The organism is Roseivivax lentus, assembly GCF_900156805.1.
Classification (GTDB): Bacteria; Pseudomonadota; Alphaproteobacteria; order Rhodobacterales; family Rhodobacteraceae; genus Roseivivax; species Roseivivax lentus.
This window is the reverse complement of the sequence record NZ_FTOQ01000002.1, coordinates 208,025-220,420: the sequence shown is the minus strand read 5'-3', so window position 1 is coordinate 220,420 and position 12,396 is coordinate 208,025. Positions and strand designations below refer to the sequence as shown.

General features: G+C 68.7%; 14 protein-coding genes. 12 read left to right on the top strand and 2 right to left on the bottom strand.

Going from position 1 to position 12,396, the window contains the following annotated elements:
• The first annotated feature begins 3 nt into the window (after window positions 1-3).
• Window positions 4-1,491 carry a phospholipase D-like domain-containing protein gene (locus tag BW990_RS04580; RefSeq protein WP_076445495.1) on the top strand — a complete coding sequence of 496 codons (1,488 nt, stop codon included), beginning with the start codon at window positions 4-6 and terminating at the stop codon, window positions 1,489-1,491.
• 21 nt (window positions 1,492-1,512) lie between these two features.
• On the opposite strand, the gene BW990_RS04575 is transcribed toward BW990_RS04580, so the two are convergent.
• On the bottom strand, window positions 1,513-2,199 hold the full coding sequence (locus tag BW990_RS04575; protein ID WP_076445493.1) for a rhomboid family intramembrane serine protease: 687 nt from the start codon (window positions 2,197-2,199) through the stop codon (window positions 1,513-1,515).
• Window positions 2,200-2,279: 80 nt separating this feature from the next.
• Here BW990_RS04575 and trpS point away from each other — a divergent pair, with 80 nt between their 5' ends.
• From trpS to BW990_RS04540, 7 genes are all read left to right on the top strand, one after another.
• On the top strand, window positions 2,280-3,311 hold the full coding sequence (gene trpS / locus BW990_RS04570) for a tryptophan--tRNA ligase (protein ID WP_076445492.1): 1,032 nt from the start codon (window positions 2,280-2,282) through the stop codon (window positions 3,309-3,311).
• 280 nt (window positions 3,312-3,591) lie between these two features.
• Window positions 3,592-4,908 carry an ABC1 kinase family protein gene (locus BW990_RS04565; RefSeq protein WP_076445490.1) on the top strand — a complete coding sequence of 439 codons (1,317 nt, stop codon included), beginning with the start codon at window positions 3,592-3,594 and terminating at the stop codon, window positions 4,906-4,908.
• A 92-nt stretch (window positions 4,909-5,000) separates the two neighbouring features.
• The gene (locus BW990_RS04560) at window positions 5,001-5,489 is read left to right on the top strand and encodes a VOC family protein (RefSeq protein ID WP_076445488.1); all 489 of its coding nucleotides are present in this window, start codon (window positions 5,001-5,003) and stop codon (window positions 5,487-5,489) included.
• A gap of 87 nt (window positions 5,490-5,576) precedes the next feature.
• Window positions 5,577-6,443, top strand: coding sequence for a branched-chain amino acid aminotransferase (locus tag BW990_RS04555; RefSeq protein ID WP_076445486.1), 867 nt, complete (start codon window positions 5,577-5,579; stop codon window positions 6,441-6,443).
• A gap of 54 nt (window positions 6,444-6,497) precedes the next feature.
• Window positions 6,498-6,953, top strand: a complete 456-nt coding sequence (locus BW990_RS04550) for a universal stress protein (RefSeq protein WP_076445484.1) — start codon at window positions 6,498-6,500, stop codon at window positions 6,951-6,953.
• Window positions 6,954-7,102: 149 nt separating this feature from the next.
• Window positions 7,103-7,396: a hypothetical protein gene (locus BW990_RS21240; RefSeq protein WP_159441609.1), complete on the top strand. Its 294-nt coding sequence runs from the start codon at window positions 7,103-7,105 to the stop codon at window positions 7,394-7,396.
• 2 nt (window positions 7,397-7,398) lie between these two features.
• Window positions 7,399-9,090: a methyl-accepting chemotaxis protein gene (locus BW990_RS04540; RefSeq protein WP_076445480.1), complete on the top strand. Its 1,692-nt coding sequence runs from the start codon at window positions 7,399-7,401 to the stop codon at window positions 9,088-9,090.
• A gap of 22 nt (window positions 9,091-9,112) precedes the next feature.
• Here BW990_RS04540 and BW990_RS04535 read toward each other — a convergent pair whose 3' ends face one another.
• Window positions 9,113-9,601, bottom strand: coding sequence for a cupin domain-containing protein (locus BW990_RS04535; protein WP_143526079.1), 489 nt, complete (start codon window positions 9,599-9,601; stop codon window positions 9,113-9,115).
• Between the two features lie 76 nt (window positions 9,602-9,677).
• Between BW990_RS04535 and BW990_RS04530 the strand changes: the two genes are divergently transcribed.
• The 4 genes from BW990_RS04530 (at window position 9,678) to BW990_RS04515 (ending at window position 12,376) form a co-directional block, all read left to right on the top strand.
• Window positions 9,678-10,244, top strand: coding sequence for a NifU family protein (locus BW990_RS04530; RefSeq protein ID WP_076445478.1), 567 nt, complete (start codon window positions 9,678-9,680; stop codon window positions 10,242-10,244).
• Window positions 10,234-10,803 carry a tRNA (adenosine(37)-N6)-threonylcarbamoyltransferase complex dimerization subunit type 1 TsaB gene (gene tsaB / locus BW990_RS04525; RefSeq protein ID WP_076445476.1) on the top strand — a complete coding sequence of 190 codons (570 nt, stop codon included), beginning with the start codon at window positions 10,234-10,236 and terminating at the stop codon, window positions 10,801-10,803. The genes BW990_RS04530 and tsaB overlap by 11 nt, the downstream gene beginning before the upstream one ends.
• Window positions 10,800-11,267: a GNAT family N-acetyltransferase gene (locus BW990_RS04520; protein WP_076445474.1), complete on the top strand. Its 468-nt coding sequence runs from the start codon at window positions 10,800-10,802 to the stop codon at window positions 11,265-11,267. Before tsaB ends, BW990_RS04520 begins: the two co-directional genes overlap by 4 nt.
• Before the next feature lie 104 nt (window positions 11,268-11,371).
• Complete coding sequence (locus BW990_RS04515) at window positions 11,372-12,376, top strand: BMP family lipoprotein (protein ID WP_076445472.1); 1,005 nt, start codon at window positions 11,372-11,374, stop codon at window positions 12,374-12,376.
• The last annotated feature ends 20 nt before the right edge of the window (window positions 12,377-12,396 follow it).

Genomic DNA, 12,396 nt, shown 5'->3' with positions numbered 1-12,396 from the left:
GCCATGACGCTGAAACCGCTCATCACCGCCTCCGAGGTCTATCCCGAACTGGAACGCATGATCGCCGGTGCCGAGGAGGAGGTGCTCCTGTCCTTCCGCATCTTCGATCCGGAAACCGCGTTGCGGCGACCCGAACTGCGCGAACAGGGCCTCGAGACCTGGGCCGATCTCATCACCGAGTTGGTCCGGCGGGGCGTCCGGGTGCGGATCGTGCTGACCGATTTCGACCCGCTCTTCGCCTCGCCCCTGCACCGCGCCGCCTGGGCCGCCGCCTCGCGGCTCGCCGACGACGCCGAGGGCGACCTGCAGCTGCTCTGCGCGCCCCATGGCCAGGAGGTGGGCTGGCTCTGGCGGTCGATGCTGTGGATGAAGATCGCGGAGAAGCTGCGGCTTCTGCGCGCCGAGCCGCCCGAGAAGCTGACCCCGGTGCAGCGCGCCATGCTGAAGGTGCGCCCGCGCCTGCGCCCGGTCTCCATCCACCAGAAATGCGCCGTGGTCGACGGCACGACCTGCATGATCGGCGGGCTCGACGTGAACGAACGCCGCTGGGACGACAATGCCCATGACCGCCCCGGCGAGGAGACCTGGCACGATGTCTCCATGGCCGTGGACGGCCCCTTCGCCGGCATCGCGCGGGCACATCTGATCGAGACCTGGAACGCGGCCTTCGATGGCGGCGCGGCCGATCTCGGCACGAATGCGCGGCCGATGGCGGCGGAATCGCGCCCGCAGGGCACCTCCGATCTGCGGCTGGTGCGGACGGTCTCGGCGCCGCGCAGCGGCCCCCTGGCCTTCGGGCCGAGGCACCATCACCGCGAACACGAGGAGACGCTGATCCGCGCCTTCGGGGCGGCCCGCGACACGATCTATATCGAGACCCAGTTCCTGCGCCACGCCCCGCTCGTGCAGGCGCTGAACACCGCGGCGCAGGACCGGCCCGATCTCAACCTGATCGTGCTGCTGCCGGTGGAGCCCGAGCGCGTGCTCTATGACGGCGACCGCAGCCTGAATGCGCGCCATGCTCACGCCCTCCAGACCCGCGCGCTGACCGATTTGACGGACGCCTTCGGCGACCGGATCGCGCTGGTGACCCCGGCGCAGCGCACCGCCTCGGAGGAGCCGAAGCGCGCCGATCTGCATGGCGCGGCATCGATCTACGTGCATGCCAAGGTCACGCTGATCGACGACGCGTTCGGCCTCGTGGGCTCGGCCAATCTGAACGGACGTTCGCTGCGCTGGGATACCGAGGCGTCGGTGCTGTTCCGCGACCAGGCCGTGATCGACGATCTGCGCAGGCGGCTGGCCGGGAAATGGCTGGGCGCCGCCGCCGAGACGGGCGATATCCGCAGCGCGGCACTCTGGCGCAAAACGGCACAGGCCAATGCCGATCGCGCCCCCGCCGAGCGCTCGGGCTTCGTGCTGCCCTATCCGCTGGGCCGGGCGCAGCGCTTTTCGCGCTTCCTGCCGATCCTGCCCGCGGACATGTTCTGACGACCGGCCCGGGCGCCGGCCTCAGCGCTCGCGCAGCCGCGCCACGAGCCGCGTGAGCCCGCCCGGCACCAGCACGATCGCCATCGCGAACCCCGCGACGAAGCCCGCGACCTCAGCGATCCAGTAGGGCCCGCCGCCGAAAAGCAGCCCGAAGACGAGCTGCAGCCCCAAGAGCACACCGATGAGCGAGAAGGCCCGGATCTGCGCCTCGCCCATCTGGCCCAGCCGCAGCCACAGAAGGTAGGTGAAGGCGCCGATCAGCCCGTAGATCGGCGGGAAGGCCCCGATCAGCGGCACGCGGCCCGCGAAGAGGCCGAAGACGACCGCGCCCACAATGGCGGTCACCACGAAGATCGCCAGCATCCGCAACGGGCCCAGCGCCTCGCCCACGATCTTGCCCAGCGCCAGCATCATCACGGCGGCGAAAAGCGCCGCGGTGAAGGTGCCGTGCACGAAGGGATAGGTGAGAAAACGCATGAGATGCTCGGGCGGGAAGCGCCCGGTCTCGACCATCCAGGCCAGGATGTCGCCGGAAAAGGCGTAGCGCTCGATGGTCTGGATGCGCCAGCCCACGGCGCCCGGCCCGCCCATGAGGCCGCGCGCCCCGAGCGACAGGATCAGCTCCACCCCGGCCATGACGATCACCAGCGCGGTGGTGACCGGCGGGATCGCGTTGAACGGGCTTGCATTGTGATCGGTGCCTGTCATTGCCCGGGCCCTCTTCTTGACGCCTCTCGGGGCCATCGGTAAGCCACCGCGACACCAATTTCCAGCAGGAGCATCACCCCTTGTCCGACGCGGCCCAGACCGACAGCCCCTTCGCCCCGCGCGTCTTCTCGGGGATCCAGCCCTCGGGCGGCCTCACGCTCGGGAATTACCTCGGCGCGCTCAAGCGTTTCGTGGAGATGCAGGAAGAAGCCTACGAGACGATCTACTGCATGGTCGATCTGCACGCGATCACCGTCTGGCAGGACCCCGAGAAGCTGCGCCGCGCCACGCGCGAGCTTTGCGCGGGCTTCATCGCCAGCGGCATCGACCCGCGGAAATCCATCCTCTTCAACCAGTCCCAGGTGCCCGAACACGCCCAGCTCGGCTGGATCTTCAACTGCGTGGCGCGCATGGGCTGGATGAAGCGCATGACCCAGTTCAAGGACAAGGCAGGCAAGAATGCCGAGAACGCCTCGCTCGGGCTTTTCGGCTACCCGGCGCTGATGGCCGCGGACATCCTCGTCTATCACGCGACCCACGTGCCCGTGGGCGAGGACCAGAAGCAGCACCTGGAGCTGACGCGCGACATCGCGGCCAAGTTCAACCACGATTACGGCGTCGATTTCTTCCCGCTCACCGAGCCCGTGATCGAAGGTGCTGCGACGCGCGTGATGTCCCTGCGCGACGGCTCGAAGAAGATGTCGAAATCCGACCCCTCGGACATGAGCCGGATCAACATGACCGACGATGCCGACACCATCGCCGCGAAGATTCGCAAGGCCCGCACCGATCCCGAGGCGCTGCCGTCGGAGGCCAAGGGGCTCGAGGAGCGGCCCGAGGCGCGCAACCTCGTCAACATCTACGCAGCCCTTGCGGACATGAGCGTCGACGCGGTGCTGTCCGAGGTGGGCGGGAAGCAATTTTCGGAGTTCAAGCCGGTGCTGTCGGACCTCGCCGTGGCCAAGCTCGCGCCCATCTCGACCGAGATGGCGCGGCTGATGGAAGAGCCCGACGAGATCGACGCGATCCTGCATCAGGGCTCCGCCCGCGCCCGCGAGATCGCCGCGCCGATCCTGAAGAAGACCTACGAGATCGTCGGCATGGTCGGCTGAACGCCGCGGCGGCGGGCGCCTCACGCGCCGCAGCACCCGGCCCTCCGGCTGGCTGGTAATCGCGCGCGCAGCTCCCGCAACAGCCGGTTCCGCACTCCGGGCCCGTCCCTGGGCGCAGCGCGGCACGATCTTTATCTTTCCGGCAAAAAGCCCCCCCTGCCCCGCTCACCGCCCCGGCGCTTGCGCCGGTGGCGCACCTCCTCGGCCCCCTGCGGGACCTCCTCGGCCGCTCGCGTCCCGCGCGGTTGCCGCGCGGCCTTCGGGCCTTACCTTCCGCCGCATGTCCGAGACCGAAGATCGCGCCTATCCCGTCCCGTCCTCCCGTCTGTCGCGCGTCGGCCGCATGGGCCGTTTCGCCACCGGCGTTCTGGGCCGCGCGGCGCACGACGGGATGCGCGCCTATGCGCGCGGCGACCGGCCCGGGCTCGGCCAGCTGATGATGACGCCCGCCAATGCCGCCCGCCTCGCCGAGGAGCTGTCGCGGATGCGGGGCGCCGCGATGAAAATGGGCCAGCTGCTGTCGATGGAGGCGGGCGAGGTCCTGCCGCCCGAGCTTGCGCAGATCCTCGCGCGCCTGCGCTCGGAAGCGCATAGCATGCCGCCCGCGCAGCTCAAGACCGTGCTGAGCGACAATTGGGGCGCGGATTTCCTCAAGCGGTTCCGCAAGTTCGATGTCCGCCCCATCGCCGCCGCCTCGATCGGGCAGGTCCACCGCGCGGTCACGAAAGACGGCCGCGAGCTGGCGATCAAGGTGCAATATCCCGGCATCCGCGCCTCGATCGACAGCGACATCCGCAATCTCGGCGGGCTGCTGAAATGGTCGGGGATGCTCCCCAAGGGCCTCGACCTCGGCCCGCTTCTGGAAGAGGCGCGGCTGCAGCTGCACGAAGAGGCCGATTATACCCGCGAGGCGCAATCGCTTGCGGAATTCGGCGCGCATCTCGGCGACGATCCGGATTTCATCGTGCCGGGCCTCGCCGAGGCACTGACCACCCGCGATATCCTCGCCATGGATTTCATTCCGAGCCAGCCCATCGAAAGCCTGACCGAGGCCGATGCCGGAACCCGCAACCGCGTGGCCGAAAAGCTGATCGCGCTCACCCTGCGCGAGCTCTTCGCGCTCGGCGCCATGCAGACCGACCCGAACTTCGCCAATTTCCGCTACCAGGCCGAGACGGGCCGCATCGTGCTTCTCGATTTCGGCGCGGTGCGGCGTTTCGAACCGGCCCGCGTGGCGATCTTCCGCGATCTGATGCGCGCGACGCTCTCGGCCGACCGCGCGGCCACGCACGAGGCAGCCATCGCCGTGGGTTACCTGCGCGGCGACACCGCCGCCCATCACCGCGAACAGATCCTCGACATGATGGAGATCGCCGCCGCCCCCCTGCAGGACGACGCGCCCTTCGATTTCGCCCGCGCGGGCCTCGCCACCCGCTTTGCCGAGGCCGGGCAGCACTTCGCCGAGGATCGGGACTTCGCGGTGATCCCGCCGGTCGATGCACTGTTTCTCCAACGCAAGGTGGGCGGGCTCTACCTGCTTTGCGCCCGGCTCGGGGCGAAGGTCCCCGTGCGCCCGCTTCTGGCCGCGCACGCATAGCGCCCGCACAGGGCCTGTCCGAAAATCGGCAATTCCGCACAATGCGACGGAGGTCTATCCTCCGACATGACACGCAAGCGGAGGCTTTCCCCATGTCCAAGGCGCCCGACACGATGACCATCGGCCATGTCCACCTGAAAGTGTCGGACCTGCCGCGCGCCGTCGCCTTCTACGAGGCGGTGATCGGCCTCACGGTCACGCAATATTACGGCGAGGAGGCCGCGTTCCTGTCGGCGGGCGGCTATCACCACCATCTCGGGCTCAACACTTGGTCGAGCAAGGGCGCGGCCCCCGCCCCGAAACGCGCGCCGGGCCTGTTTCACACCGCCTTCCTGTTTCCCGACCGCGCAAGCCTCGGTGCCGCGCTGCGCCGGGCGATGGACCATGGCGTCAAGATCGAGGGCGCGGCCGATCACGGCGTCTCCGAGGCGGTCTATTTCTCCGATCCCGACGGCAACGGCATCGAGATCTACCGCGACCGCGCGCCCGAGGACTGGCCGCGCGATGCCGGCGGCGCGCTCGCCATGGACAACCGCCCGCTCGACCTCGAGGCGCTGCTGGCCGAGGCGCCGGCGGACTGAGCCGTCCCGGACGCCCCAGGCGGGTGGCCAAGCGTGTCCCGGCGCGTTAGAGCGGTGCCGCAGACAGCTCAGGACGAGGGACGCGCCATGGCCGTGGGACGCAACATCCGCACCTATTTCGAAGGCGAATGGTATGACGGCGACATGCCGATCATGAAAGCCGCCGATCACGGGTCGTGGCTCGGCTCCACGGTCTTCGACGGCGCGCGCTTCGTCGACGGGATGGCGCCCGATCTCGACCGGCATTGCGCCCGGCTCAATCATTCCGCCCATGCGCTGATGATCACGCCCACCTATTCCGACGCCCAGATCCTCGAGATCGCCCGCGAGGGCATCGCCGCCTATCCGGACGAAGCACAGGTCTATATCCGCCCGATGTACTGGTCGATCGACAGCGAACCCTCGGCCATCCTCGCCAAGGAAGGCCGGACCGGCTTCGCGATCTGTCTCGAGGAATTTCCCATGCTCGCGCCCGAGGAGACGGTCACGCTCGGCCGCACGCGCTTCCGCCGTCCGGTGCTCGAGGACAACGTGGTCAATGCCAAGGCGGGCTGCCTCTATCCCAACAATTCGCGCATGCTGGCCGAGGTGAACGCCCGCGGCTTCACCAACGCGCTGGTGGCCGATGCCATGGGCAACGTGGCCGAAACGGCGACCTCCAACGTCTTCATGGTGCGCGACGGCGTGGTGCTCACGCCCGTGCCCAACGGCACGTTCCTCGCCGGCATCACCCGCGCGCGCCATATCGAGAACCTGCGCGCCGACGGCGTCGAGGTGGTCGAGACGGTGCTCACCTTCCGCGATTTCGAGGAGGCCGACGAGGTCTTCCTGACCGGCAATCTGAACAAGGTCACGCCGGTCACCGCCTTCGAGGACACCTCCTACCAGGTCGGCCCGGTCACCCGCCGCGCGCGGGACCTCTACTGGGACTGGGCCGCCTCCGCCGCCGCCTGACCTTGCCGCGACGCGGGCGCGCTGCCATGATCGGGGCCGGATAGGAGGCCCCTCATGCGCAAGTTCCTCGTCGTGCTCGACGACAGCCGCGAATGCCTGAACGCGATGCGCTTCGCGGCGATGCGCGCGGCCAATACCGGTGGCGGCGTGACGATCCTGTCGGTGATTCCGCCCGACGATTTCAATCACTGGATCGGCGTCGGCGACATCATGCGCGAGGAGGCGCGCGAGCGCATCGAGGCGCATTTCGAAGTCTTCGCGAAATGGATGCGCGACCGGCAGGGCGTCGATCCCGAACTGGTGATCCGCGAGGGCGACGCGGTGCCCGAGATCATCGCGCAGGTGCGCGACGACAAGGAGATCGGCGTTCTGGTCCTCGGTGCAGGCAGCGGCAAGAAGGGGCCGGGGCCGCTGGTGACGAACCTCACCAAGAACTCGGGCTCGCTGCCGATCCCGATCACCATCGTGCCGGGCGATCTGTCCAAGGAAGAGCTGCAGGCGATCACCTGAGCGGCGCCGCTGGCACCCATGGCCAGGGCGCCGGGACGCGCCTCACGCGTCCGGAGAGGCGGCTGCCCGGGCGATTAACCATAACGCACTGAATTTCGGCGCTTAATCATTGCTTCATCCGAAGGCTCTATGCCGGTTCCATGTCTCGCATGGATCGCTCCGTTCTGTCCTTCTTTCTGCTCGCGACACTGCTTGCCGGGCCGGTCGCGACCCTTGCAATGGCGCCGCCTGCGGCGCCGGGGCGCCCGATGCTGGTCATTGCCTGGCAGCCCGACCGCGTGATCGCGCAGGCGCAGGGGCGCCCTGTCGGGCCGGTCGAAGCGCCTTTCGCGGTGCTGGCGCGGGGCGACAACGGCTTTCGCGCGCGGCTGGCGCAAGCGGGGGCCTGGGCGGTGCTCGATGCGGAATGGGTTGCAGCGCTTTGCGGCGCAAAAAGGGTCTGAGAATGGATGAAGCTTCGAAGGAAATGTCGATCGTCGGGTATTTCAACCTGGCGATTGTCGCGATCATCCCCTGCGTGCTGGGCGCGGCGTGGCTGTCGGGAAACGCGGTCTGGCTGCCGCTGGCGATCTCGGTGCTGTTCGCCTGCGCCGGCTTTCTCGCGACGCGCCTCGGCATCGAGGCGGCCAAGCCGCTCACCGGCGTGGCGCTCGTGGGCCAATGCATTGCCCTGACGGCGGCGCTGTCCGGCACGCCCTGGCAGATCGACGCGCACATGACCTTCTTCGCGGCGCTCGCGGTCCTCGTGGTGCTGAACGACGTGCGCACCATCCTCGCCGGAACCGCGGCGATTGCCCTGCATCACCTGGGCTTTTCCATTGCCGTGCCAAGCCTCGTCTATCCCGGGACGGAGCTTCTGGAAAACCTCGCCCGCACGATGTTCCACGCCGTCGTGGTCCTCGTCGAAGCCGCCGCGCTCAGCTTCGCGATCCGGAGGCAGAACCGCCTGCGCGCCGAAATCAGCGAAGGGGTCGAGGCCGTGACCGCCGCCTCGCAGGCCGCCGAGGCCGCCCGCGACGCGGCAAAACAGGCCCAGCGCGATGCCGAAAAGCAGCGCAATCTCGCCGTCGAGGCGAAAGGCAACGCGGAACGGGCGCTCGTCGCGCTCGAGGAGGAGAAGCGCCAGACCATCGCCCTGCACGAGGCCGGCAAGGCCCGGGATGCCCGCGAGCGCGAGGCGGCGGAGACGCGCCGCCAGCAACAGGAACAGATCGTCGTCACGCTGGTCGACGGGCTGACGCGGCTTTCCAGGGGCGACCTGACCGCGCGCATCCTGAACGCGCTGCCGCCGGAATACGAGGAGCTGCGCCACGATTTCAACCGCGCCACAGAGGCGCTCGATACCGCGATCAACGAGGTTGCGGTGAACGCCGCGCAGGTGTTGCAGGAAGCCAGCGGGATCAGCGGCTCGGCCAATGCGCTGTCGCGCCGCACCGAACAACAGGCCGCGACGCTCGAAGAGACGGCCGCGGCGATGGAGAAACTGACCGAACTCGTGCAGTCGACCGCGCGCAACGCGTCGCAGGCCGCCACTTCCTCGACCAATGCCAAGCGCGATGCGGAGGAAAGCGGCAAGGTCGTTGCGCAGGCTTCCGAGGCTATGCGCGCCATCAGCGATTCGGCCGGCGAGGTCTCCAAGATCATCGGCGTGATCGACGACATCGCCTTCCAGACCAACCTGCTGGCCCTGAATGCCGGTGTCGAGGCCGCCCGCGCGGGCGATGCGGGCCGCGGCTTCGCCGTCGTCGCCTCCGAAGTCCGGGCGCTCGCGCAGCGTTCCTCCGAGGCGGCCAAGGAGATCAACACCCTCATCTCCAAGAGCGACCGCCAGGTGACCGACGGGGTGCGCCATGTCGGCGAGACGGTGAATGTGCTCAACCGCGTGACCGCCGCGGTCAGCGAGATCTCGGAACGCGTGCAGCAGATCGCCAATTCCGCGCAGGAACAGGCCGACGGTCTCGGAGAGATCAACACCGCCGTGACCCGCCTCGACAACGTCACCCAGCACAATGCCGCGATGTTCGAGGAGACCGCGGCGGCCTCCAGCAAGCTGACCGAGGCCGCCGAGCGCATGCGCAGCCTGACCGAGCATTTCACCTTCGGCGAGGCGGACGCGTCCGGGATACGGGCCGCGTGACCCTTGGGGCCCGGATCGGGCCCTATTCCGCCGCGACCGGCACTGTCGTCGGCTTGCCCTTGTCGACGATGTGCACGTTATGCAGGACAAGCGGCGCATCGCCGGTGACCGTGATCCCGCCAAGAACCACGCCGTGCGCGAAGCTGCGGGAGATGCCCGCGGGAAAGGCCGCGGCCTCTGCGGTGACCGTCTCGAAGCTCGCGCCTTCCACAACGATCATGTGCTCGTCGCCGGGATGCACGTCCAGCGGGAGGGTGGCGCCCGGCGGGTTCTCCCTGTGCGAGATCAAGACCTCCATACCCTCCACGCCGGTCAGATCCGCGCGGTTCAATCCGTCGCGCGTCATGGTCGGCTGCGCGCCGGATGCCTGCACCGACAGGACCAAGGCGATCCCGGTCGCGCCAAAAGTCCTCAAGTGACGCACTGTCATTCGAACCTCCCCTCGCATTCGATCCGGCAAACCGCGCCGAACCGCGCCGCGCGCCGCCCGATTGCGCCGGATCACCTCCATCTTAGAATCGTTCCAAACCTTGACCCGCGCCCGCGCAATCCGCATATAGAGGCTTCATCCGACAGGAGCCGACGCGATGTTCATCCAGACCGAATCGACACCCAACCCCGCCACGCTCAAATTCCTGCCCGGGCAGACCGTGCTCGAGATGGGCACCGCGGATTTCCCCTCGCCCGAAGGCGCGGGTGACAGCCCCCTCGCCACCCGCCTGTTCGAGGTCGACGGCGTCAAGGGCGTGTTCTTCGGCAATGATTTCGTCACCGTCACCAAGGCCGACGCCACCGATTGGGATCATGTGAAACCCGCCATCCTCGGCGCGATCATGGAGCATTTCCAGTCCGGCCAGCCGGTGATGAAGGACGATGCCGCGCAGGCCGGATCGGGCCATGCCGAGCATACCGGCGAGGACGGCGAGATCGTCGGCCAGATCAAGGAACTGCTCGACACCCGCGTGCGCCCCGCCGTGGCGCAGGATGGCGGCGACATCACCTTCCACGGTTTCGAACGCGGGATCGTCTACCTGCACATGCAGGGCGCCTGCGCGGGCTGCCCGTCCTCGACCCTCACGTTGAAGATGGGGATCGAGAACCTGCTGCGGCACTATATACCCGAGGTGACGGAGGTCCGCCCGGTTGGCGTCTGACCGCCTGATCCTGGGCTTCGACACATCGGCCGCGCATTGCGCGGCCGCTTTGCTGTCCGGCGACCGGGTTCTGGGCATATCCGCCGAGGAGATGCGCCAGGGCCAGGCCGAGCGGCTGATGCCGATGCTCGAGCAGGTGCTGGCGCAGGCGGGTGCGGGCTGGGCCGACCTGTCGCGGATCGGCGTGGGCACCGGCCCGGGCAACTTCACCGGCATCCGCATCGCGGTCTCGGCGGCGCGCGGCCTCGCCCTCGCCCTCGATATTCCCGCGATCGGCGTCACCAGCTTCGAGGCGACCGATCCGGCGCCAGGCAGCCTGCCCGCCGTCGCGGCCCCGCGCGAGCAGGTCTACCTCCACCGTCCGGGTGCTGCGCCGATCCTCGCGGCCCTGTCGGATATTGCCGAGCCGCTGACATATCCGCCGGACCCCGCCACGCTGGCCCGCAACATCGCACGGCGCGCGCGGGACGGCATGCCCGGCGCGGCCCCCGCGCCGCTTTACATCCGGCCCGCCGATGCGGCCCCGGCGCGCGACGCGGCACCCGCGATCCTGCCATGAGCCCCGACGCGGCCGCGGCGATCCTCGCCGCCGCCTATCGCCACCAGCGCGCCTGGACCGCCCAAGAGGTCGCGGCGACGCTCGAGACGCCGGGCGCGCGGCTGTTCCATACGCAAGGCGCGGTGCTGATCGCGCGCCTCCTGCCGGAGGAGGCGGAAATCCTGGCGCTCGCCACCGATCCCGCGCGGCAGCGCACGGGCGCGGCAATGCAGCTTCTGCAGTCCTTCCACGTCGCCGCCCGGTCCGAAGGCGCGACCCGCGCCTTCCTCGAAGTGGCCGCCGCCAATGCCCCGGCGCGGGCCCTCTACACGGCCGCGGGATACGCCGAAATCGGGCGCCGCCCGCGCTATTATCGCCTCGTGGATGGGCACAGGGACGACGCCGTCGTCATGCAGCGGGCACTTGACGAAAAATCGGCGCTGACGTCGCGCGAGAGGCCCGTCCCGGGCCCGAAAAGCGGTTGACGCCCCTGCGCGCCTTCTGCCTACTTGCCCCTGATCTCAACGATCCAAGCGCCGCCGCCGCCCGCCGGGGCCAATCGCGCGGCGCATCACAACGGGAGACCCAGATGACCACCATGAAATCCCTCGCAGGCTCCGCCGCGGCGCTGGCGCTGACCGCCGGTGCAGCGCTGGCCGATCCCGCGCTGATCTACGATCTCGGCGGCAAGTTCGACAAGAGCTTCAACGAGGCGGCCTTCAACGGCGCGACCCGCTGGGCCGAGGAAACCGGCGGCGAATTCCGCGATATCGAGCTGCAATCCGAAGCCCAGCGCGAACAGGCGCTGCGCCGCTTCGCCGAAGCCGGCTTCAACCCGGTCGTCACCACCGGTTTCTCGATGTCGACGCCGATCACCAACGTCGCCGCCGATTACCCCGACACCAAGTTCGTCACCATCGACGGCTACGTCGATCCCGAGGCGCATCCGAACGTCAAGTCCATCCTCTTCGCCGAGCATCAGGGCTCCTACCTCGTCGGCATGATGGCCGCGATGGCCTCCGAGTCGGGCACCGTCTCCTTCGTGGGCGGCATGGACATTCCGCTCATCCGCAAGTTCGCCTGCGGCTATGCCCAGGGTGTGAAGGCGGTGAACCCCGACGCGACCGTCATCGCCAACATGACCGGCACGACGCCCGCCGCCTGGAACGACCCGGTGAAAGGCTCCGAGCTGACCAAGGCGCAGATCTCCCAGGGCTCCGACGTGGTCTTCGCGGCCGCCGGCGGCACCGGGCTCGGCGTGCTGCAGACCGCCGAGGACGAGGGCATCCTCTCCATCGGCGTCGACAGCAACCAGAACTACCTGCACCCGGGCTCGGTTCTGACCTCGATGCTGAAGCGCGTCGACGTGGCGGTCTTCGAGAGCATGGAAGCCGGTGCGGATCTGGAAACCGGCGTCGAGGTGCTGACCCTCGCCGAGGATGGCGTCGGCTACGCGATGGACGAGAACAACGCCTCCCTCGTCTCCGAAGAGATGCAGGCCGCGGTCGAGGAAGCCAAGGCCGCGATCATCGCCGGCGATCTGGCGGTGCACGACTACACCTCCGATGACAGCTGCCCCGCACTGACCTTCTGATCCGACAGGGCCGGGCACAG

What these genes read in the sequence shown, in the direction of transcription:
- BW990_RS04580 (WP_076445495.1), top strand. Translation starts at nt 4, where the DNA reads ATGACGCTGAAACCGCTCATCACCGCCTCCGAGGTCTATCCCGAACTG.
- BW990_RS04575 (WP_076445493.1), bottom strand. Translation starts at nt 2,199, where the DNA reads ATGACAGGCACCGATCACAATGCAAGCCCGTTCAACGCGATCCCGCCG.
- BW990_RS04565 (WP_076445490.1), top strand. Translation starts at nt 3,592, where the DNA reads ATGTCCGAGACCGAAGATCGCGCCTATCCCGTCCCGTCCTCCCGTCTG.
- BW990_RS04560 (WP_076445488.1), top strand. Translation starts at nt 5,001, where the DNA reads ATGTCCAAGGCGCCCGACACGATGACCATCGGCCATGTCCACCTGAAA.
- BW990_RS04555 (WP_076445486.1), top strand. Translation starts at nt 5,577, where the DNA reads ATGGCCGTGGGACGCAACATCCGCACCTATTTCGAAGGCGAATGGTAT.
- BW990_RS04550 (WP_076445484.1), top strand. Translation starts at nt 6,498, where the DNA reads ATGCGCAAGTTCCTCGTCGTGCTCGACGACAGCCGCGAATGCCTGAAC.
- BW990_RS21240 (WP_159441609.1), top strand. Translation starts at nt 7,103, where the DNA reads ATGGATCGCTCCGTTCTGTCCTTCTTTCTGCTCGCGACACTGCTTGCC.
- BW990_RS04540 (WP_076445480.1), top strand. Translation starts at nt 7,399, where the DNA reads ATGGATGAAGCTTCGAAGGAAATGTCGATCGTCGGGTATTTCAACCTG.
- BW990_RS04535 (WP_143526079.1), bottom strand. Translation starts at nt 9,601, where the DNA reads ATGGAGGTGATCCGGCGCAATCGGGCGGCGCGCGGCGCGGTTCGGCGC.
- BW990_RS04530 (WP_076445478.1), top strand. Translation starts at nt 9,678, where the DNA reads ATGTTCATCCAGACCGAATCGACACCCAACCCCGCCACGCTCAAATTC.
- BW990_RS04520 (WP_076445474.1), top strand. Translation starts at nt 10,800, where the DNA reads ATGAGCCCCGACGCGGCCGCGGCGATCCTCGCCGCCGCCTATCGCCAC.
- BW990_RS04515 (WP_076445472.1), top strand. Translation starts at nt 11,372, where the DNA reads ATGACCACCATGAAATCCCTCGCAGGCTCCGCCGCGGCGCTGGCGCTG.